This is a genomic window from Youngiibacter fragilis 232.1 (genome assembly GCF_000495435.3).
GTDB lineage: Bacteria > Bacillota > Clostridia > Clostridiales > Clostridiaceae > Youngiibacter > Youngiibacter fragilis.
The window spans coordinates 32,618-51,401 of the sequence record NZ_AXUN02000164.1 but is presented as its reverse complement, the minus strand read 5'-3'; the positions used below and the strand labels follow the sequence as shown (position 1 = coordinate 51,401).

Below are 18,784 nucleotides of genomic sequence, written 5' to 3'. Positions count from 1 at the left end.
TAAAATTTTGTTGCATGGTCAAATATTTTTTTGTACAATAGAAAAGATGCGCCATAGTATATTTTTTATGAAAAAGCCATAATTCATAAAAATTCTATTGAATCCATAGCCGTAATATCATATAATGTTATGGTTAAGGCGAACAGCGATGATTCAAGAGGTTGCTGGACTTTACAGGTTAATTCTTGATGAGCATGTCCGGGTCGAGAACCTGGGCGATGGTATCGTCATGTCTTAAGGTGCGCCATGATTGCATGAAACACCCGGAAGAGTGTATGGATACCAGCTGTTGTGCGTTAGAAGTATATCGTACAAGACAAAGGAGGTAAAAAAATGGCAAAGCAGAAGATCAGAATCAGACTCAAGGCATTTGATCACAGCGTACTCGACCAGTCGGCCGAGAGGATTGTGGAGACTGCAAAGAACACAGGAGCCAAGGTAGTCGGACCAGTTCCCCTTCCTACGGAGAAGGAGATCATCACAATACTCAGGGCAGTACACAAGTACAAGGATTCCAGAGAGCAGTTTGAGCTCAGGACCCACAAGAGACTCATCGACATCGTCAATCCTTCACCGAAGACAGTTGACGCCCTCATGAGACTTGACCTGCCGGCAGGAGTCGACATCGAGATAAAGCTGTAGGAATGGTTTGTAGATGACTCTATGGACTGTTATGACCGCACAAGTTGTTGCGATCCGCTAATTAGTTTGGAGGTAAGAAAATGAAGAAAGCGATCATCGGTAAGAAGATCGGAATGACCCAGATATTCGATGAGAATGGAAAAGTCGTTCCAGTAACTGTCATCGAAGCTATCCCGAATGTGGTAGTCCAGGTTAAGACAGTTGAAAAGGAAGGCTATGCTGCAGTGCAGGTAGGCTTCGGAGAAATAAGGGAGAAGCTCGTGAACAAGCCAAGACAGGGCCAGTTCAAGAAGGCAGGAGTGCCTGTAAAGAGACTTCTTAAGGAGCTCAGGCTCGAAAACAGCTCATTGGAAGTTGGTTCCGAAATAAAGGTTGACACTTTCGCCGCAGGCGAGAAGGTTGATGTATCCGGTCTTTCAAAGGGTAAGGGATTCGCAGGCGTAATCAAGAAATGGAACTTCCACAGAGGACCTGAGACACACGGTTCAAAGTTCCACAGGGCCGTTGGCTCCATGGGTGCGTCATCGTCACCGTCCAGGACATTCAAGAACAAGAAGATGCCAGGACACATGGGACATGTCAATACGACTGTTCTAAATCTTGAGGTTGTCAAAGTTATGCCAGAGAAGAACGTTATTCTGATAAAGGGCGGCGTGCCAGGACCAAACAAGGGCGTCGTTGTAATCAGAAATAGTGTCAAGGCATAAGGATCTTTAGGAGAAAGGAGGATACATAATGCCTACAGTAGGATTATTCAATATGGAAGGTAACAAGGTTGGAGAACTCGCTCTCAATGAGTCAGTATTCAACGTTGAGGTCAACACATCAGTTCTTCACCAGGTAGTCGTTGCACAGCTCGCCAACAAGAGGCAGGGCACACAGTCATCGAAGACCAGGGCAGAAGTAAGGGGCGGCGGAAAGAAGCCGTGGAGACAGAAGGGAACAGGAAGAGCAAGGCAGGGTTCAACAAGATCTCCGCAGTGGGTAAAGGGTGGAGTAGTATTCGCACCTAAGCCAAGGGAGTACAGGATGTCCCTTCCGAAGAGCATGAGAAGGGTAGCGATGAAGTCAGCCCTCACCGTAAAGGTACAGGACAACAACATCGTGGTTCTCGAGAGCCTGGCTCTTGATGCTCCAAAGACAAAGACCATAGTCAAGATGCTTGGAGCTTTCGAAGCAAAGAAGGCCCTCATAGTGACTCTTGAGTCAAACCAGAATGTTTATAAGTCAGCAAGGAACATCGAAGGTGTTTCAGTTATGCCTGTAAACAACATAAACGTATATGACCTTCTCAAGTACGAGAAGCTCATAATCACAAAGGATGCAGTATCCAAGATTGAGGAGGTGTACGCATAATGAAACTCGAAGCTTATGACATATTGAGAAAGCCGGTAATAACCGAAAAGTCAATGGCAGCAATGGGGGAAAAGAAGTACACCTTCATAGTCCATCCGCTTGCCAACAAGGTCCAGATAAAGAGGGCCGTTGAGGAAGTATTCGGTGTCGAAGTTGCAGAAGTCAGGACCATCAAATCACTTGGAAAAGTGAAGAGGGTCGGAGTGCACATAGGTAAGAGGGCTGACACAAAGAAAGCCATCGTCACACTCACCGAATCAAGCAAGACCATAGAGTTCTTCGACAACATGAACTAAGACCTATGGTCCCATATTGGCCGGAATCGTCCGGCCAGATAAGTTAAACAAGGAGGATAATCACAAATGGCAATTAAGGGTTACAAACCTACCACCCCTTCAAGAAGACACATGACCGTGAGCACTTTTGAAGAGATCACGACCAACGTGCCTCAGAAATCCCTTCTCGAACCGAAGAAGAGATCTGGAGGAAGGAACGCTCAGGGTAAGATAACTGTTAGGCACCACGGTGGTGGAGCTAAGCAGAACTACAGAATAATCGACTTCAAGAGAAGCAAGGACGGAGTCAAGGGAAGGATCGCGACAATTGAGTACGATCCGAACAGGTCCGCTTATATAGCTCTTGTAGTTTATCTTGATGGAGACAAGAGATACATCATCGCTCCACAGGGTATAAAGGTTGGAGATGTAATAGAGTCTGGAGTAAATGCCGACATCAAGATCGGTAATGCGCTTCCTCTCAAGAACATCCCAGTCGGTACCGTGATCCACAACATCGAGCTTGCTGCCGGCAAGGGAGCACAGATGGTAAGGTCAGCAGGTACTTCCGCACAGCTTATGGCTAAGGAAGGAAACTACGCTACACTGAGACTCCCATCGGGAGAGATGAGATATGTAAGGATAGAGTGCAGGGCTACAATAGGAACTGTATCGAACTCCACACATGGAATCATAAACCTCGGTAAGGCAGGAAGAACAAGGCATCTTGGAATCAGACCTACAGTCAGAGGTTCTGTCATGAACCCTGTAGACCATCCACACGGTGGTGGAGAAGGAAAGTCCCCGATAGGAAGACCTGCTCCGCTTACTCCATGGGGCAAGCCTGCTCTTGGATACAAGACCAGGAAGCACAAGAAGTATTCCGACAGACTTATCATAAAGGGCAGGACAAAGTAGGAATAAAGGCCTCTTCCCTTGCGGGAAGAGCCCCATTATCCTGTTTGATCCAGACAATTCTCGAAGGGAGGATAACAAATAGTGAGTAGATCAATCAAAAAGGGACCTTTCGTAGCAGAAAGCCTGATGAAGAAGATAGTAGACATGAACAAAACCGGTGAAAAGAAGGTTGTTAAGACCTGGTCAAGAAGTTCAACAATATTCCCGGAGATGATCGGGCATACGATAGCTGTCCACGACGGAAGAAAGCACGTACCGGTTTACATATCAGAGGACATGGTTGGACACAAGCTTGGCGAGTTCGCGCTTACCAGAACCTACAGGGGACATGTCAGCGAGAAGAAGTCAAAGGTTAGATAATCAGAGAGGTTATCGAAAGGAGGATCATTAATGGAAGCTAGAGCCATAGCAAAATATGTCAGAATGTCACCGATGAAGATTGGAATAGTTCTTGACATAATCAGAGGAAAGAATGTGACTGAAGCACTTGCAGTGCTTGAATATACTCCAAAGGACGCCGCTGAAGTGGTTTCAAAGGTTCTTAAGTCTGCAGTAGCAAACGCTGAGAACAACATGGACCTTTCAAGGGACAACCTGTTTGTTTCAGAGGCCTTCGCAGGACCCGGCCCATCACTTAAGAGATTCAGGCCCCATGCACAGGGCAGGGCGTTCAGGATTCTCAAGAGGACCACACACGTAACAGTGGTTGTCAAGGAAAGAGCTTAGTAGAAGGAGGAAAGAATAGTGGGACAGAAAGTTAATCCACACGGTCTCAGGGTCGGCGTGATAAAAGACTGGAATGCAAGATGGTATGCAGACAAGAAGATATTTGCAGACAACCTTGTAGAAGACCAGGCAATAAGAAAGTTCGTCAAGGCTAGACTTTTCAATGCCGGAATATCCAGTGTTGAGATAGAAAGAGCAGCCAAGAGAGTAAAGCTCAACATCCACACTGCAAAGCCGGGAGTGATCATCGGCAGGGGTGGTTCAGGAATTGAAGCGCTCAAGAAGGAAATGCAGCCACTCGTCAAGGACAAGACACTCCTTCTCAACATCGTTGAGGTAAGGAACACTGACCAGGACGCACAGCTTATGGCTGAGAACATAGCAGCACAGCTCGAGAAGAGGATATCCTTCAGAAGGGCTATGAAGCAGACAATACAGAGAGCCATGAGAGTAGGCGCAAAGGGTGTCAAGACCATGTGTGCCGGAAGACTTGGCGGAGCAGAAATCGCAAGAAGCGAGACTTACCATGAAGGAACCATTCCGCTTCAGACACTTAGGGCGGACATACAGTACGGATTTGCAGAAGCCAACACTACCTATGGAAAAATAGGTGTTAAGGTATGGGTCTATAAGGGCGAAGTTCTCCCAACCAAGAAAGTAAAGGCAGAAGAGAAGAACGCATAGTCAATAGACGAAGAAAGGAGGAATTTCGACATGTTAATGCCTAAGAGAGTAAAACATCGTAAGGTGCAGAGAGGCAGGATGAAGGGAAAGGCTACCAGAGGTAACTTCCTTGCATATGGAGATTTTGGAATTCAGGCTACAGAATGCGGATGGATAACTTCCAACCAGATAGAGGCAGCCAGAATAGCAATAAACAGATACATAAAGAGGGGCGGACAGCTCTGGATAAAGATATTCCCTGACAAGCCTGTAACAGCTAAGCCAGCTGAGACGAGAATGGGTTCCGGTAAGGGAGCTGTTGACCACTGGGTAGCAGTAGTAAAGCCAGGCAGAGTTCTGTTTGAGCTTTCAGGAGTAGACGAAGAAAAGGCCAGGGAGGCAATGAGACTTGCTTCACACAAGCTTCCTATATCAGCTAAGTTCGTCACTAAGAAAGATTTTGAAGAAATGGGTGGTGAAGAATAATGAAGGCTAGAGACCTGAATAATCTTAGAACCTCTGGTTCGGCAGATCTAGTTGAGAAGCTTCATGATCTTAAGGAGGAACTGTTCAACTTAAGATTCCAGCTTGCTACAGGGCAGCTAGAGAACCCAATGAGAATCAAGGAAGTAAAGAAATCCATCGCCCAGATCAAGACAATCATCCGTGAAGAAGAGATAAAGGCGATACAGCAGTAATCAGTGAAAGGAGGCCAATCCGTGGAACGTAACAATAGAAAGACCAGAATCGGAGTAGTTGTATCTGACAAGATGGATAAGACAATCGTGGTTGCTGTCGCAACTAAGATCAGACATCCGCTTTATGGTAAGACTGTAAATGTAACTACTAAGTTCAAGGCTCACGACGAAAACAATGAAGCGGGCATGAACGATAAGGTCCTCATTATGGAAACAAGGCCATTGTCCAAGGACAAGAGATGGAGACTTGTGGAGATAGTTGAGAAAGCCAAGTAATAGAACCTGAAAGGAGGATAATCATGATACAGCAGCAGAGCATCCTGAGGGTCGCTGACAATTCAGGTGCGAAAGAAATCATGTGTATAAGAGTGCTGGGCGGATCCAAGAGGAAATATGCCCATGTAGGAGATATAATAGTTGCTAGCGTCAAGAATGCAACACCAGGCGGAGTTGTTAAAAAGGGTGACGTAGTAAAGGCCGTTGTAGTCAGGACAGTCAACTCTGTCAGAAGGCCGGACGGATCCTATATCAGATTCGACGAGAACGCAGCGGTAATAATAAAGGACGACAAGAACCCCAAGGGTACCCGTATTTTCGGGCCAGTAGCCAGAGAGCTGAGGGATAAGGAATTCTCCAAGATCCTATCGCTGGCGCCTGAAGTTCTTTAAGAAGGAGAGGTGGCAGAAATGAAGGTACATGTTAGAAAGAATGACAAGGTAATGGTGATTTCCGGCAAGGACAAAGGCAAGATAAGCGAAGTCCTCGCGGTTATGCCCAAGGTAGGCAAGGTCCTGGTGAAGGACGTGAACATGGTGTCAAAGCACAAGAAGCCAAGCAGGACAAACATGCAGGGCGGAATAATAAACACTGAGGCACCGATAAACAGCTCCAAGGTGATGCTGTATTGCGAAAAGTGCAAGTCCGTGACCAGGATCTCCAAGAAAATAATGGAAGACGGATCCAAGGTAAGAGTCTGCAAGCATTGCAACGCAGTATTATAAGATAGAAGAAAGGAGGACTCATGGATATGGTTCCAAGATTACAGGAAAAGTACTTGAATGAAGTAGTACCGGCTATGATGGAGAAGTTCTCTTACAAGAACGTAATGGAAGTTCCGAGGCTGGAGAAGATAGTCATCAACATGGGCGTTGGAGAAGCTAAAGACAACGCAAAGATACTTGAGGCGGCAGTAGCCGAGCTTACAATAATCGCTGGACAGAAGCCTATAATAACAAGGGCTAGAAAGTCAGTTGCGAACTTCAAGATAAGAGAGAACATGCCAATAGGATGCAAGGTAACTCTTAGAAAGCTGCATATGTTCCAGTTTGCTGACAAGCTGATGAACGTAGCGCTTCCAAGAGTCAGGGACTTCAGAGGAGTCTCAGACAAGTCCTTTGACGGCAGGGGCAACTACTCCCTTGGAATAAAGGAGCAGCTCATATTCCCCGAGATAGAGTACGACAAGATAGATGCAATCAGAGGCATGGACATCGTATTCGTTACAACCGCGAAGACAGACGAGGAAGCAAGAGAACTCTTGAGATTCCTTGGCATGCCTTTCGTTCAGTAAAGAGGAGGGAATAAAGTGGCACGTAAGGCTATTTTGGAAAAGTGGAGCAAAGAACCTAAATATTCTACACAGGCTTACACCAGGTGCAGGCTGTGCGGAAGACCGCATTCAGTACTCAAGAAGTACGGAATATGCAGAATATGTTTTAGAAACCTAGCATACAAGGGCGAGATCCCCGGCGTTAGAAAAGCAAGCTGGTAATCTCAATTAATTGAAAGGAGGCACAAATAATGGTTATGACTGATCCTATCGCAGATTTGCTCACCAGGGTAAGGAACGCAAACTCTGCAAGACATGAGGTCGTAGAAGTCCCCTCTTCCAAGGTGAAGAAGGCGGTTGCTAATATACTGCTCGAAGAAGGATACGTTAAGGGCATCGAGGAATACAACGATGGAGTTGTTCCGATGATGAGAATCGCCCTTAAGTACGGAGCCAACAAGGAAAGGGTTATCACTGGTCTCAAGAGGATATCGAAGCCAGGACTCAGAGTGTACTGCAAAGCTGACGAAGTTCCAAAGGTATTGAACGGACTCGGAGTAGCAATAGTATCCACTTCAAAGGGCATGGTTGCCGACAGAGAGGCAAGGAAACTCGGATTAGGCGGAGAGGTCATCTGCTACATCTGGTAAGAATAGCTGATGGATTTCCAAAAAACAGGAGGTTAAGAAATGTCAAGAATTGGTAGAATGCCAATAGCCATACCTGCTGGAGTATCCTTTGATGTGACACCGGATAATGTTGTTACTGTAAAGGGACCTAAAGGCGAGCTGGTCAAGGCTATGCATAAGAATATAACAATAAAGCTTGAAGACGGTAATGTACTTGTTACAAGACCGAACGATGACAAGCAGAACAGAGCACTCCACGGACTTGTAAGGGCACTTGTGAACAACATGGTTGTCGGAGTTTCAACTGGATTCACAAAGACACTTGAACTTGTTGGTGTAGGATACAGAGCGACTCTGCAGGGCAAGAAGCTTGTGCTCGCTCTCGGATATTCACATCCGGTAGAGATCGAAGCAGCAGAAGGCATTACCTTCGAACTTCCGACTCAGACCAAGATAATAATCAGGGGAACTGACAAGGAGCTCGTAGGAGATACCGCTGCCGACATAAGGAAGTGGAGAAAGCCTGAGCCGTACAAGGGCAAGGGAATCAAGTTTGAAGGCGAAGTCGTAAGACGTAAGGTCGGAAAGACTGGTAAGAAGTAAAAGAAAGGAGTGAGACTTTAATGTTCAATAAAGGTGACAAGAAAGCGTCAAGAGTAAGACGTCACATAAGGGTTAGAACAAAGATCAGCGGTACTGCTGAGAGACCAAGACTCTCTGTTTACAGAAGCGAAAAGAACATATATGCCCAGATCATCGATGATGTACAGGGAGTTACACTTGTTTCCGCTTCATCAGTCGAGAAGGACTTCGACGGAGCAGGAAGCAATCTTGAGGCAGCGAAGAAGGTCGGAGAAGCCGTAGCCAAGAAGGCGCTCGAGAAGGGAATAAAGTCAGTCGTTTTCGACAGGGGCGGCTACATTTACCACGGAAGGGTCCAGACTCTGGCCGAGGCAGCAAGAGAAGCCGGACTTGATTTCTAAGAAGGAGGAAACAAATAGTGAGAATAGATCCCAGCACACTGGACCTTAAAGAGAAAGTAGTCAACATCGGCAGAGTCACAAAGGTCGTCAAGGGTGGTAGAAATTTCAGGTTTGCAGCACTTGTTGTTGTAGGCGATGAGAATGGTCATGTCGGAGTCGGCATGGGCAAGTCCATAGAAATTCCTGAAGCCATCAGAAAAGGCATCGAGAATGCAAAGAAGAACCTTGTGCATGTTGAGATAAAGGGAACCACAGTTCCTCATTCGACAAAGGGCATGTTCGGAACCGGCCAGGTTCTAATAATGCCAGCTGAAGAAGGAACAGGAGTACTTGCAGGCGGACCGGCGAGAGCAGTCCTAGAGCTTGCAGGAATAAAGGACGTCAGAGCCAAGTCACTTGGATCAAACAATCCAAGCAACATGGTAAAGGCAACCATCAACGGACTTGCGAGCCTTAGGTCTGCAGAGCAGATAGCTAAGCTCAGAGGCAAGACTGTAGAAGAAATATTAGGATAGGAGGGATCATCGTGGCAACATTGAAGGTAACACTTAAGAAAAGCCTCATCGCGAGGAAGAAAGACCACATTGCTACTGCCAAGGCCCTCGGATTGTCCAAGATTGGCAAGACAGTAGAGCATAACGACACTCCTCAGGTTAGGGGAATGATCAAGAAAATAGAATATCTTCTCAGCGTGGAAGAAGCATAATAAAGAGGAGGTGCAAACTAAATGAAACTTCATGAGTTGAAGCCAGCGGCTGGCAGCAGGAAGGCTCCCAAGAGAGTCGGAAGAGGTACTGGATCAGGCCTCGGAAAGCAGGCCGGTAAAGGTATGAAAGGCCAGAAGTCCAGGTCAGGCGGAGGAGTCAGGCCAGGATTTGAAGGAGGTCAGATGCCTCTTTATAGAAGGATCCCGAAGAGAGGATTCACTAACATATTCGCTAAGGAGTATGTAGAGGTAAATGTGGACAGGCTCAATATATTTGAGAATGGCACAGAGATAACAGAAGCAGTCCTTCTTGAGAGGGGCGTAGTATCAAAGATCATTGACGGCGTAAAGATACTCGGTAACGGTACGCTTGAAAAGTCACTTACAGTAAAGGCTACAAAGTTCTCTAAATCAGCGATGGAAAAGATAGAAGCTGCCGGAGGAAAAGTTGAGGTGATTTAGCATGCTGCAAACCCTTAAGAATGCCTGGAAGATAAAGGACCTGAGAAAAAAGATTCTTTTTACGGCGTTCGTTGTCTTCATATTCAGGATGGGCCACTTCATACCGGTCCCGAACATCAATGCGGATGCACTGAAAAGTCTGGCGAACTCCCAAACACTGATTGGGTTCTATGACCTCATATCAGGAGGAGCCTTCGGAAACTTCAGCATATTTGCAATGGGTGTAGTCCCGTACATCAATGCATCCATCATAATGCAGCTTATGACTGTCATCATCCCTTATCTGGAGCAGCTTTCCAAGGAAGGCCAGGACGGAAGGGCAAAGATACAGAACATAACGAGGTATGCGGCTATAGCTATCGGTGCGGTTCAGGCTTATGGAACCTATGTCATAATATACAATGCGGGGGCAGTTGAAAATGATACGCCGCTTAACACGGTGCTCATCATAGTGACTCTTATCGCATCCTCGACCTTCCTCATGTGGCTGGGTGACCAGATCACTGAAAAGGGAATAGGAAGCGGAGTTTCCGTACTGATATTCGTGAACATATTGTCCAGATTCCCAACCCTGATGTATCAGGTATTTGCGCTCTATACGGGCGGAAACATCGACATAGTCATGCTTGCGCTCTTTGTAATTGTAGTGGCTCTCATGTTCGTCGGTGTGACCGGATTCTCACTCGGAGAGAGAAGAATACCTGTCCAGTATGCCGGAAGAGTAGTAGGGACCAAGCAGTACAAAGGCCAGTCCACCCATATACCTGTAGGGATAAGCAGCTCAGCGGTAATTTCGATAATTTTCGCGATGTCCGTCATGCAGTTCCCTGCAACCCTCGCCCAGTTCTTCCCGAACGTGGCTTGGATAAAGTGGCTGACTGAAGGTGCGTACAGCCCATTCAAGACAAATACGATAATATATGCACTGGTTTATGCTGTGCTCGTGCTGTTCTTCTCATGGTTCTATACGAACATTACGTTCAAACCTGATGAGATGGCCGAGAACATGGCAAAGTCAGGCGGGTACGTGGCAGGCATAAGGCCTGGAGTGGCAACTGCAAAATACCTGGAGAGGATACTCGACAGGGTTTCAATAGTTGGTGGAATATTCGCTGCAGCCATAGCCATATTCCCAATAGTCCTTGAAGGCTACACTTCGTTCAAGGGGCTCGCCTTCGGAGGAACAATGCTGTTCATCATGATTGGCGTGGCAATGGACACAATGAAGCAGCTCGAATCACAGCTCGTGATGAGGCATTATCAAGGATTTCTTAAATAAGAATATTGGAGATGAAGCCCGTGAAGATTATATTGTTAGGTCCCCCCGGAGCAGGGAAAGGCACACAGGCGCAGTCAATAAGCAAGAGGTTCCAGATACCGCATATCTCCACAGGAGATATTTTCAGGAAGAACATTGCTGACGGAACGGAGCTGGGTACCCTTGCAAAAGGGTACATGGACAAAGGCTTGCTTGTGCCGGATGAGGTTACCATCAGAATGGTCAAGGGAAGGCTCAGTGAGCCTGACTGTGAAAACGGCTATCTGCTTGATGGATTCCCGAGAACCGTATACCAGGCTGACGAGCTCGGAAAGATGCTCGCAGCTGAAGGCGAAGCCGTTGATACGGCATTGCTGATACAGGTGCCGAGAGATTTCATAATCGACAGGATGACAGGGAGAAGGGTATGTCCGTCATGCGGAGCAAGCTACCACCTGGTCTATAACCCGCCGATGGTAAAGGATACCTGCGACGTATGCGGAACGAAGGTCATACAAAGGAAGGACGACTCCATTGATACAGTAGTGGACAGACTTGATATTTATGACAGGCAGACGGAGCCGCTCATAGAGTACTACCTTGCAAAGGGAATACTCAGGGTGGTTGATGGGACCCAGGCAATACCTGTGGTCTTCGAAAGCATAGTAAAGCTGCTTGGGAGCAAGGAATAATGATAATAATTAAGAACCGGATCGAACTGGACCTGATGAAGAAGGCCGGACAGCTCACAGGAATGACACTGGAGATGATCGCTGACCATATCAGGCCGGGGATATCCACACAGGAGCTGGATGCGCTGTGTGAGGAATTTATAACTAGGCACGGAGCTAAACCATCTTTCAAGAATTACCACGGATTTACAGGATCCATATGCGCTTCTGTAAATGAAGTGGTGATCCATGGCATACCATCCCGGAAGAACATCCTTAAGGAAGGGGACATCATAAGCGTCGACGTTGGAGCATACCTTAACGGGTTCCATGGAGACGCGGCAAGGACCTTTCCAGTAGGTGATGTTTCAGAGGAAGCAAGGAAGCTCATAAGGGTTACCGAAGAGAGCTTCTTCAAGGGAATAGAGCATGCCTATGAAGGCAGGAGGCTTGGGGACATATCCCATGCCATACAGAAGCATGTGGAGGACAATGGATTCACGGTGGTCAGGGATTTTACCGGCCATGGAATCGGACGGAATCTGCATGAGGACCCTCAGATACCGAATTACGGCAAAGAGGGCAGGGGACCCAGGCTAAACAAAGGCATGGTGCTTGCCATCGAACCTATGGTAAATGTTGGCAGGTACAATGTAAGGATCTTAGACGACAACTGGACTACGGTTACAGAAGACGGAAAACTTTCCGCCCACTATGAGAACACCGTGGCCATTACAGATGGCGAACCCGAGATCCTGACACTGATGCGGGGCATTTGAAAAAATGCTGCTTAGTTATGGATTTTGATTTATAGCTATGGTAATCAAGAGGTGAGTTTGTGGAAGACAATGGAATGAAGGGATGCCTGGTGGTTTCCAGAAAGGGCAGAGACCTTGGAAAATACTATATAGTATTCGAAGATACCGACCGGTATTTCGTCACTCTGGTGGATGGAAACAAGCATTCTTTTGACAACCCTAAGAGAAAGAACAAAAAGCATCTTTTTGTTGCAGCTGGAGCAGAGGAATGGACGATCGAAGGCTTAAGGGCAAGAGATCAGGAGTGCATGGTAAAAATTGCGAAGCTCATAGGGCTTCAGGCTAAGGAGGTATAAGTACCTTATGTCAAAAGAAGATGTTATAGAAATGCAGGGCACCGTCAAGGAATCACTTCCGAACGCGATGTTCGAAGTTGAACTTGAAAGTGGGCATACAATTCTTGCTCATCTGTCAGGAAAGTTGAGAATGAATTTCATAAGGATTCTTCCAGGCGACAGGGTGACTGTAGAACTGTCACCATACGATCTCACAAGAGGGCGTATCACCTGGAGAGCCAAGTAATAAAGGAGGGTTAACGAGATGAAAGTAAGACCGTCAGTTAAGCCTATCTGTGAAAAGTGCAAGGTCATCAAGAGAAAAGGTAACGTAATGGTTATCTGCGAGAACCCTAAGCACAAGCAGAAACAGGGCTAATAGGAAGAGTATAAACAGGAGGTGTAAAAAATAATATGGCAAGAATATCAGGCATAGACCTACCTAAGGGCAAGAGAGTCGAGATTGGACTTACCTACATATATGGAATCGGCCTTTCTACTTCAAAGAAGATAATAGAAGCTACAGGCGTGAATCCTGACACGAGGGTCAAGGACCTTTCCGAAGCTGAAGTCAATGCGATAAGGGACTACGTCAACAAGAACCTCAAAGTAGAAGGAGACCTCAGAAGAGAGGTTGCCCTCAACATAAAGAGACTTGTCGAAATCGGATGCTACAGAGGTATCAGACATAGAAAGGGTCTCCCGGTAAGAGGACAGAAGACGAAGACAAACGCAAGAACAAGAAAGGGTCCGAGAAAGACCATAGCTAACAAGAAGAAGTAAGGAGGGAAGATAATGGCAGCGGCTAAAAACACCAAGAAGGTTGTAAGAAGAAAAAAAGAAAGAAAGAATATTGAGCACGGACAGGCTCACATACAGTCTACTTTCAACAACTCAATAGTAACCATCACTGACGCGGCAGGAAACGCCCTCTCATGGTCCAGCTCAGGAGCCCATGGCTTCAAAGGATCAAGGAAGAGCACACCATATGCTGCACAGATAGCTGCAGAAACTGCGGCAAAGGCTGCAATGGAGCACGGTCTGAAGAGTGTAGAAGTATATGTCAAGGGACCTGGATCAGGCAGAGAAGCGGCAATAAGGTCACTTCAGGCAGCAGGACTTGAAGTTACTCTTATCAAGGACGTAACACCAATTCCACATAACGGATGCAGACCTCCCAAGAGAAGAAGAGTCTAGTTATCCTCTTGGATTGCACTATTACCCGGGCACACAGCGCAGGCAAAACCAGGCGTATAGATCCGGGGATCATGGAATCAGTTGACCTTTGAAGACTGCATTATCCAAGGAGGGTCAAAATGTTTGAGATTGAAAAACCAAAAATCCAATGTGTAGAGACAAATGAAGATGGCACCTATGGTAAGTTCGTAGTGGAACCTCTTGAAAGAGGCTATGGAATTACTTTAGGTAACGCATTGAGGAGAATGCTTCTGTCTTCTCTTCCTGGAGTGGCTCCAACATCAGTAAAGATCGACGGCGTGCTGCATGAGTTCTCAGTGGTACCCGGAGTCAAGGAAGATGTCACAGAGCTTATCCTGAACCTCAAGAACCTGTTCCTCAAGATGAACGGGGACGGACCAAGGCAGATATATATCGATGCCAAGGGACCGGGAGTAGTTACCGCCGGGGATATCAAGACCGACGGGGATGTGGAGATCATAAACAAGGACCTTCATATCGCTACCCTTGATGAAGAAGCGAAGCTATATATGGAAATCACAATCAACAGGGGAAGGGGATACGTTTCACAGCAGAGGAACAAGTCCGATGACCTGAGCCTGTCGACAATAGCAGTTGACTCCATATACACACCGGTGAAGAGAGTCAATTTCTCAGTGGACAACACGAGAGTAGGACAGATTACTGACTACGACAAGCTGACTCTTGAGATCTGGACCAATGGAACCATCAAGACTGAGGAGGCAATAAGCCTCGCAGCGAAGATACTCATAGAGCACTTCAAGCTGTTCATGACTCTGACAGACCATGCGAATGATGTTGAGATCATGATAGAGAAGGAAGACGACAAGAAGGAAAAGGTCCTCGAGATGACCATCGAAGAGCTTGACCTGTCCGTAAGGTCGTACAACTGCCTGAAGAGGGCAGGAATCAACACCGTTCATGAGCTTACCATGAAGTCCATGGAAGACATGATGAAGGTAAGGAATCTCGGAAAGAAGTCTCTTGAAGAGGTTGAAAGAAAGCTCAAGGATCTGGATTTGAATCTAAGATCCAGCGACGAGTAAGGAGGTATAAAAATGGCTCAGCAGAGAAAGCTCGGACGTCCGTCCGACCAGAGAAGGGCCATGCTGAGAGGACTTGTAACAAGCTTCCTCAAGTATGGCAAGATAGAGACTACAGTAACCAGGGCTAAGGAGACCAAGAACATCGCAGAGAAGATGATAACCCTCGCCAAGAGGGGAGACCTTCACGCGAGGAGACAGGTGGCTGCCTTCGTTCAGGAGCCTGCTGTAGTAAGTGATCTTTTTGAAAACATCGCTCCAAAGTACGCCGAGAGAAACGGCGGCTACACCAGGATCTACAAGGTAGGACCAAGGAGAGGCGACGGCGCAGAAGTAGCGATACTCGAGCTCGTCTAATTGTCCCGGGAACTTAGGTTCCTGGTTGAAACAAAAGGGACTAAGCGCGCTTAGTCCCTTTTTTCCAAATATCAGGATAAGTAGTGGAATCCATGGGAATAGGATTCCAGTGCCTATCCATGAGGAGGAAGTAAATGACTGATATAGATGAAAAGAAAGACATGATAAGGGCTGAAGGCCTTACTCATTACTATGACGACAGGGAGGATGCCGAGAAGGTGTATTCCCTGAATGGCGTCGACCTTACTATAAAGCAGGGGGAATTCGTTGTTGTCCTCGGTCACAACGGTTCAGGTAAATCAACCCTTGCGAAGCACATGAATGCGCTTCTTCTGCCTACAGGGGGCAAGATATATGTTGACGGCATCGATGCCACAGACATTGAGAATACCTGGGAGGTAAGGAGAAGGGCTGGAATGGTGTTCCAGAACCCTGATAACCAGATGGTCGCGACCATTGTCGAAGAGGATGTCGCCTTCGGACCTGAGAACCTTGGAGTTCCTCCAATGGAGATAAGGAAGAGGGTCGATGAATCACTGAAGGAAGTCAACATGTACGAGTACAGGCGGCATGAGCCGCACCTCCTTTCAGGTGGACAGAAGCAGAGGGTTGCCATTGCAGGCATCCTTGCCATGAGGCCTAAGTGCATAATACTTGACGAGCCCACCGCGATGCTTGACCCGTCGGGCAGGCAGGAGGTCATGAGGACCGTCAGGAAGCTCAACCAGGACTTCGGGATAACCGTTGTCCATATAACACACTTCATGGAAGAGGCTGTCCAGGGTGACAGGATAATCGTCATGGAGGAAGGCAAGGTCATAACTGATGATATTCCCAGGAACGTGTTCAAGAATGTGGAGCTCCTGAAGTCAGTGGGGCTTGATGTCCCTCAGGTGACAGAGCTGGCCCATGAGCTGATCAAGGAAGGGATCCCACTCGAAGAGGGCATCCTCAACATTGAGGAAATGGTGGAGGCGTTATGTCGATTAAAGTAGAGAATCTGACTCACATATATATGCCGGGAACCCCCTTTGAGATGACAGCACTTGATGACATCAGCCTTGATCTGGAGGAAGGGAAGTTCTACGCGATAATAGGCCATACAGGCTCTGGAAAATCCACATTCATTCAGCATCTCAACGGACTTCTAAAGCCGACCTCAGGAAGGATAGTCATCGGCGACGTCGACATAACGGACAAGAAGACCGTCATGAGCGAGGTCAGGAAAAGGGTTGGACTGGTTTTCCAGTATCCTGAGTACCAGCTTTTTGAAGAGACCATCGAGAAGGATATCGCTTTCGGACCGAAGAACCTGGGGCTTTCCGATGAGGAGATACAGTCAAGGGTCAGGAAGGCAATGGAGATAGTCGGACTCGACTTCGAGAAGTACAGGAACCTCTCTCCCTTCGAGCTTTCAGGCGGGCAGAAGAGAAGGGTTGCCATTGCGGGAGTAATTGCCATGGAGCCTAAGGTGCTCATACTTGATGAGCCTACAGCCGGCCTTGACCCCAAGGGCAGGGATGAGATACTTGCACAGATAATAAGGCTTCATGAATACTATAAATCAACAGTGATCCTTGTAACACACTCCATGGAGGATGTAGCTGAGATCGCAGACGAGGTAATAGTCATGAGTGATTCCAGGGTCATAATGAAGGGGCTGCCAAGCGAGGTGTTTACCAAGGCTGAGCTGCTTGAAAGCGTGGGACTCGGTGCACCGCAGATAACCTACCTCATGAAGGCTCTGAAGCAGAAGGGCTTTGATGTATCCACAGATATATTCACGGTCAAGGACGCGAAGAAGGAGCTTCTCAGGCTGCTAAGGAAGGGAGGAAGCTCGTCATGATAAAGAATATCACAATAGGACAGTACATACCGGGCGAATCCTTCATACACAAGCTGGACCCGAGGTCAAAGATCCTGATTTCATTGCTGTTCATAATCAACCTGTTCCTGGTCAGGAACTTCGTAGGCTACGTTGCGGTATTCGCATTCATAGTCCTCATGGTCAAGGTCGCTAAGCTTTCGCCAAAGTACCTGTACAAGGGAATCAGGCCTGTGTTCGTGCTGATACTATTCACTGCGGCATTGAACCTGTTCGTGACCCAGGGAACAAGCGAGACGCTCATTGCACAGTTCAGTATCTTCAAGATATACAGGGAAGGCGTCTATCAGGCCATGTACATGACCTGCAGGCTCATGTTTCTCATAATGGGTACTTCGGTGCTGACGCTTACCACATCACCTATTGAGCTTACAGACGGGATAGAGAGCCTTCTGAAGCCCTTCAAGAGGATCGGTGTGCCTGCCCACGAGCTTGCCATGATGATGAGTATAGCCTTGAGGTTCATTCCAACCCTTATGGATGAGACCGACAAGATAATGAAGGCTCAGATGGCAAGGGGAGCTGACTTCGAATCAAGGAACCTCATAAAGAAGGCGCAAAGCCTCATTCCTCTTCTCGTACCCCTCTTCATATCCTCCTTCAGGAGAGCCGAGGAGCTTGCAATGGCGATGGAGGCCAGGAGCTACAGAGGCGGAGAGGGAAGGACAAGGATGAAGCAGCTTAAGTACACAAAACGTGACGGAGTGGCGTTCGCATCCTTTGCAGTCCTTTTTGCCGCAACCTTTGCGCTGGGACTCACGAAGCTGATATGACCATTAAGCTTCTCATAGAATATGATGGAACTGCATTTTCAGGATGGCAGAGACAGCCGCATGCAAGGACTGTTCAGGGTGACCTTGAAAGGGCGCTTTCGGACCTCCTCATGGAGGATATCAAAGTCAATGGGTCATCCAGGACCGACAGCGGCGTCCATGCCAGGGAGTATCCCGTGTCATTCCAGACAAACGGAAGGATACCTCCTGAAAGGATAGCCCTGGCCGTCAACGCAAAGCTTCCAGATGACATCCGGGCACTCTCCTCCGTTGAGATGCCTGAAGGCTTCCATGCGAGGTACAGCTCCGACGGGAAGACTTATTCCTACAGGATGCTGAGGCGAAACCTTCCTTCTGCCATATACAGGAATTACGCCTGTATGGTGGAGGAATCAATTGACCTTGAGAAGATGACCTCTGCAGCGGAACTGTTCAGGGGGTCACACGATTTCCGCGGATTCATGAGCACAGGCTCAAGCGACATGAACACTGTAAAGGAAATAAGGGACATAAGCCTCAGTGAGGAAGGAAACTTCATAATCCTTACTGTCACAGCCTCAGGCTTCCTATACAACATGGCAAGGATAATAGCAGGGACTCTGATCGATGCCGGAATGGGGAAGATGGATGAGGCTGAAATCGCAAGAATAATTGGGTCTGGCATAAGGGGAAGGTCTAAGCCTGCTCCATCATGCGGACTTTACCTTGAAAAAGTATATTATTGACCATAGGAATTGCTTTGGTACACCCGTACCGGGCAAATTCCGAAAATAAACCTGATTTTTTTAGATTTTTTTGTTGTTTATACCTTCAAAACAAATCCGTTTTGAAGTATAATATATTGGCACACGAGTGTCACCGCGATTTTTATTGACATGA

Annotated in this window: 35 protein-coding genes; all 35 read left to right on the top strand. The window is 47.3% G+C overall.

The window, feature by feature from the left end:
• Window positions 1-333: 333 nt before the first annotated feature.
• Window positions 334-642, top strand: a complete 309-nt coding sequence (gene rpsJ, locus T472_RS08175; RefSeq protein WP_023388317.1) for a 30S ribosomal protein S10 — start codon at window positions 334-336, stop codon at window positions 640-642.
• A gap of 80 nt (window positions 643-722) precedes the next feature.
• Complete coding sequence (gene rplC, locus T472_RS08170) at window positions 723-1,349, top strand: 50S ribosomal protein L3 (RefSeq protein ID WP_023388318.1); 627 nt, start codon at window positions 723-725, stop codon at window positions 1,347-1,349.
• A 28-nt stretch (window positions 1,350-1,377) separates the two neighbouring features.
• Window positions 1,378-1,998 (top strand): 50S ribosomal protein L4, encoded by a 621-nt coding sequence (gene rplD, locus T472_RS08165; protein ID WP_023388319.1) that lies wholly within the window; start codon window positions 1,378-1,380, stop codon window positions 1,996-1,998.
• Complete coding sequence (rplW, locus tag T472_RS08160) at window positions 1,998-2,294, top strand: 50S ribosomal protein L23 (protein WP_023388320.1); 297 nt, start codon at window positions 1,998-2,000, stop codon at window positions 2,292-2,294. The genes rplD and rplW overlap by 1 nt, the downstream gene beginning before the upstream one ends.
• Window positions 2,295-2,360: 66 nt before the next feature.
• Window positions 2,361-3,191 carry a 50S ribosomal protein L2 gene (gene rplB, locus T472_RS08155; RefSeq protein WP_023388321.1) on the top strand — a complete coding sequence of 277 codons (831 nt, stop codon included), beginning with the start codon at window positions 2,361-2,363 and terminating at the stop codon, window positions 3,189-3,191.
• Window positions 3,192-3,272: 81 nt separating this feature from the next.
• Complete coding sequence (rpsS, locus tag T472_RS08150; RefSeq protein WP_023388322.1) at window positions 3,273-3,551, top strand: 30S ribosomal protein S19; 279 nt, start codon at window positions 3,273-3,275, stop codon at window positions 3,549-3,551.
• Window positions 3,552-3,581: 30 nt separating this feature from the next.
• Window positions 3,582-3,917, top strand: coding sequence for a 50S ribosomal protein L22 (gene rplV, locus T472_RS08145; protein WP_023388323.1), 336 nt, complete (start codon window positions 3,582-3,584; stop codon window positions 3,915-3,917).
• Between the two features lie 18 nt (window positions 3,918-3,935).
• Window positions 3,936-4,601, top strand: a complete 666-nt coding sequence (gene rpsC / locus T472_RS08140; RefSeq protein WP_023388324.1) for a 30S ribosomal protein S3 — start codon at window positions 3,936-3,938, stop codon at window positions 4,599-4,601.
• A 30-nt stretch (window positions 4,602-4,631) separates the two neighbouring features.
• Entirely contained in the window at window positions 4,632-5,066 is a 435-nt protein-coding gene (gene rplP / locus T472_RS08135; RefSeq protein ID WP_023388325.1) for a 50S ribosomal protein L16, read from the top strand.
• Complete coding sequence (gene rpmC, locus T472_RS08130) at window positions 5,066-5,278, top strand: 50S ribosomal protein L29 (RefSeq protein ID WP_023388326.1); 213 nt, start codon at window positions 5,066-5,068, stop codon at window positions 5,276-5,278. Before rplP ends, rpmC begins: the two co-directional genes overlap by 1 nt.
• A 21-nt stretch (window positions 5,279-5,299) precedes the next feature.
• Window positions 5,300-5,554, top strand: a complete 255-nt coding sequence (gene rpsQ, locus T472_RS08125; RefSeq protein ID WP_023388327.1) for a 30S ribosomal protein S17 — start codon at window positions 5,300-5,302, stop codon at window positions 5,552-5,554.
• A gap of 23 nt (window positions 5,555-5,577) precedes the next feature.
• Entirely contained in the window at window positions 5,578-5,946 is a 369-nt protein-coding gene (gene rplN / locus T472_RS08120) for a 50S ribosomal protein L14 (RefSeq protein ID WP_023388328.1), read from the top strand.
• An 18-nt stretch (window positions 5,947-5,964) separates the two neighbouring features.
• On the top strand, window positions 5,965-6,279 hold the full coding sequence (rplX, locus tag T472_RS08115; protein WP_023388329.1) for a 50S ribosomal protein L24: 315 nt from the start codon (window positions 5,965-5,967) through the stop codon (window positions 6,277-6,279).
• Between the two features lie 26 nt (window positions 6,280-6,305).
• Window positions 6,306-6,848, top strand: coding sequence for a 50S ribosomal protein L5 (rplE, locus tag T472_RS08110; protein WP_040907114.1), 543 nt, complete (start codon window positions 6,306-6,308; stop codon window positions 6,846-6,848).
• Window positions 6,849-6,863: 15 nt separating this feature from the next.
• A complete protein-coding gene (locus T472_RS19305) occupies window positions 6,864-7,049 on the top strand; it encodes a type Z 30S ribosomal protein S14 (RefSeq protein ID WP_082447616.1) in 186 nt (61 codons plus the stop codon).
• Window positions 7,050-7,078: 29 nt separating this feature from the next.
• The gene (rpsH, locus tag T472_RS08105) at window positions 7,079-7,477 is read left to right on the top strand and encodes a 30S ribosomal protein S8 (RefSeq protein WP_023388331.1); all 399 of its coding nucleotides are present in this window, start codon (window positions 7,079-7,081) and stop codon (window positions 7,475-7,477) included.
• Window positions 7,478-7,516: 39 nt separating this feature from the next.
• Window positions 7,517-8,059: a 50S ribosomal protein L6 gene (gene rplF, locus T472_RS08100; protein ID WP_023388332.1), complete on the top strand. Its 543-nt coding sequence runs from the start codon at window positions 7,517-7,519 to the stop codon at window positions 8,057-8,059.
• Between the two features lie 20 nt (window positions 8,060-8,079).
• Window positions 8,080-8,439, top strand: coding sequence for a 50S ribosomal protein L18 (gene rplR, locus T472_RS08095; RefSeq protein WP_023388333.1), 360 nt, complete (start codon window positions 8,080-8,082; stop codon window positions 8,437-8,439).
• Between the two features lie 17 nt (window positions 8,440-8,456).
• Window positions 8,457-8,954, top strand: a complete 498-nt coding sequence (rpsE, locus tag T472_RS08090) for a 30S ribosomal protein S5 (protein ID WP_023388334.1) — start codon at window positions 8,457-8,459, stop codon at window positions 8,952-8,954.
• Between the two features lie 11 nt (window positions 8,955-8,965).
• On the top strand, window positions 8,966-9,145 hold the full coding sequence (gene rpmD, locus T472_RS08085) for a 50S ribosomal protein L30 (protein WP_023388335.1): 180 nt from the start codon (window positions 8,966-8,968) through the stop codon (window positions 9,143-9,145).
• 21 nt (window positions 9,146-9,166) lie between these two features.
• A complete protein-coding gene (rplO, locus tag T472_RS08080; RefSeq protein WP_023388336.1) occupies window positions 9,167-9,607 on the top strand; it encodes a 50S ribosomal protein L15 in 441 nt (146 codons plus the stop codon).
• 1 nt (window position 9,608) lies between these two features.
• Window positions 9,609-10,886 carry a preprotein translocase subunit SecY gene (secY, locus tag T472_RS08075; RefSeq protein WP_023388337.1) on the top strand — a complete coding sequence of 426 codons (1,278 nt, stop codon included), beginning with the start codon at window positions 9,609-9,611 and terminating at the stop codon, window positions 10,884-10,886.
• Between the two features lie 20 nt (window positions 10,887-10,906).
• On the top strand, window positions 10,907-11,557 hold the full coding sequence (locus T472_RS08070; protein ID WP_023388338.1) for an adenylate kinase: 651 nt from the start codon (window positions 10,907-10,909) through the stop codon (window positions 11,555-11,557).
• Window positions 11,557-12,315, top strand: a complete 759-nt coding sequence (gene map / locus T472_RS08065) for a type I methionyl aminopeptidase (protein WP_023388339.1) — start codon at window positions 11,557-11,559, stop codon at window positions 12,313-12,315. Before T472_RS08070 ends, map begins: the two co-directional genes overlap by 1 nt.
• A 59-nt stretch (window positions 12,316-12,374) precedes the next feature.
• Window positions 12,375-12,650, top strand: a complete 276-nt coding sequence (locus tag T472_RS08060; protein ID WP_023388340.1) for a KOW domain-containing RNA-binding protein — start codon at window positions 12,375-12,377, stop codon at window positions 12,648-12,650.
• A gap of 7 nt (window positions 12,651-12,657) precedes the next feature.
• The gene (gene infA, locus T472_RS08055; RefSeq protein WP_023388341.1) at window positions 12,658-12,876 is read left to right on the top strand and encodes a translation initiation factor IF-1; all 219 of its coding nucleotides are present in this window, start codon (window positions 12,658-12,660) and stop codon (window positions 12,874-12,876) included.
• A gap of 18 nt (window positions 12,877-12,894) precedes the next feature.
• Window positions 12,895-13,008, top strand: coding sequence for a 50S ribosomal protein L36 (gene rpmJ, locus T472_RS08050; protein ID WP_023388342.1), 114 nt, complete (start codon window positions 12,895-12,897; stop codon window positions 13,006-13,008).
• A gap of 35 nt (window positions 13,009-13,043) precedes the next feature.
• On the top strand, window positions 13,044-13,412 hold the full coding sequence (rpsM, locus tag T472_RS08045) for a 30S ribosomal protein S13 (protein ID WP_023388343.1): 369 nt from the start codon (window positions 13,044-13,046) through the stop codon (window positions 13,410-13,412).
• 12 nt (window positions 13,413-13,424) lie between these two features.
• The gene (gene rpsK, locus T472_RS08040) at window positions 13,425-13,826 is read left to right on the top strand and encodes a 30S ribosomal protein S11 (protein ID WP_023388344.1); all 402 of its coding nucleotides are present in this window, start codon (window positions 13,425-13,427) and stop codon (window positions 13,824-13,826) included.
• Between the two features lie 119 nt (window positions 13,827-13,945).
• Window positions 13,946-14,893 (top strand): DNA-directed RNA polymerase subunit alpha, encoded by a 948-nt coding sequence (locus T472_RS08035; protein WP_023388345.1) that lies wholly within the window; start codon window positions 13,946-13,948, stop codon window positions 14,891-14,893.
• Between the two features lie 12 nt (window positions 14,894-14,905).
• On the top strand, window positions 14,906-15,247 hold the full coding sequence (gene rplQ, locus T472_RS08030; protein WP_023388346.1) for a 50S ribosomal protein L17: 342 nt from the start codon (window positions 14,906-14,908) through the stop codon (window positions 15,245-15,247).
• Window positions 15,248-15,381: 134 nt separating this feature from the next.
• Window positions 15,382-16,242, top strand: coding sequence for an energy-coupling factor transporter ATPase (locus T472_RS08025; RefSeq protein ID WP_023388347.1), 861 nt, complete (start codon window positions 15,382-15,384; stop codon window positions 16,240-16,242).
• Complete coding sequence (locus T472_RS08020; protein ID WP_023388348.1) at window positions 16,227-17,093, top strand: energy-coupling factor transporter ATPase; 867 nt, start codon at window positions 16,227-16,229, stop codon at window positions 17,091-17,093. The genes T472_RS08025 and T472_RS08020 overlap by 16 nt, the downstream gene beginning before the upstream one ends.
• Window positions 17,090-17,905 carry an energy-coupling factor transporter transmembrane component T family protein gene (locus T472_RS08015; RefSeq protein ID WP_023388349.1) on the top strand — a complete coding sequence of 272 codons (816 nt, stop codon included), beginning with the start codon at window positions 17,090-17,092 and terminating at the stop codon, window positions 17,903-17,905. Before T472_RS08020 ends, T472_RS08015 begins: the two co-directional genes overlap by 4 nt.
• Window positions 17,902-18,630, top strand: a complete 729-nt coding sequence (gene truA / locus T472_RS08010; protein WP_023388350.1) for a tRNA pseudouridine(38-40) synthase TruA — start codon at window positions 17,902-17,904, stop codon at window positions 18,628-18,630. The genes T472_RS08015 and truA overlap by 4 nt, the downstream gene beginning before the upstream one ends.
• Window positions 18,631-18,784 lie beyond the last annotated feature (154 nt).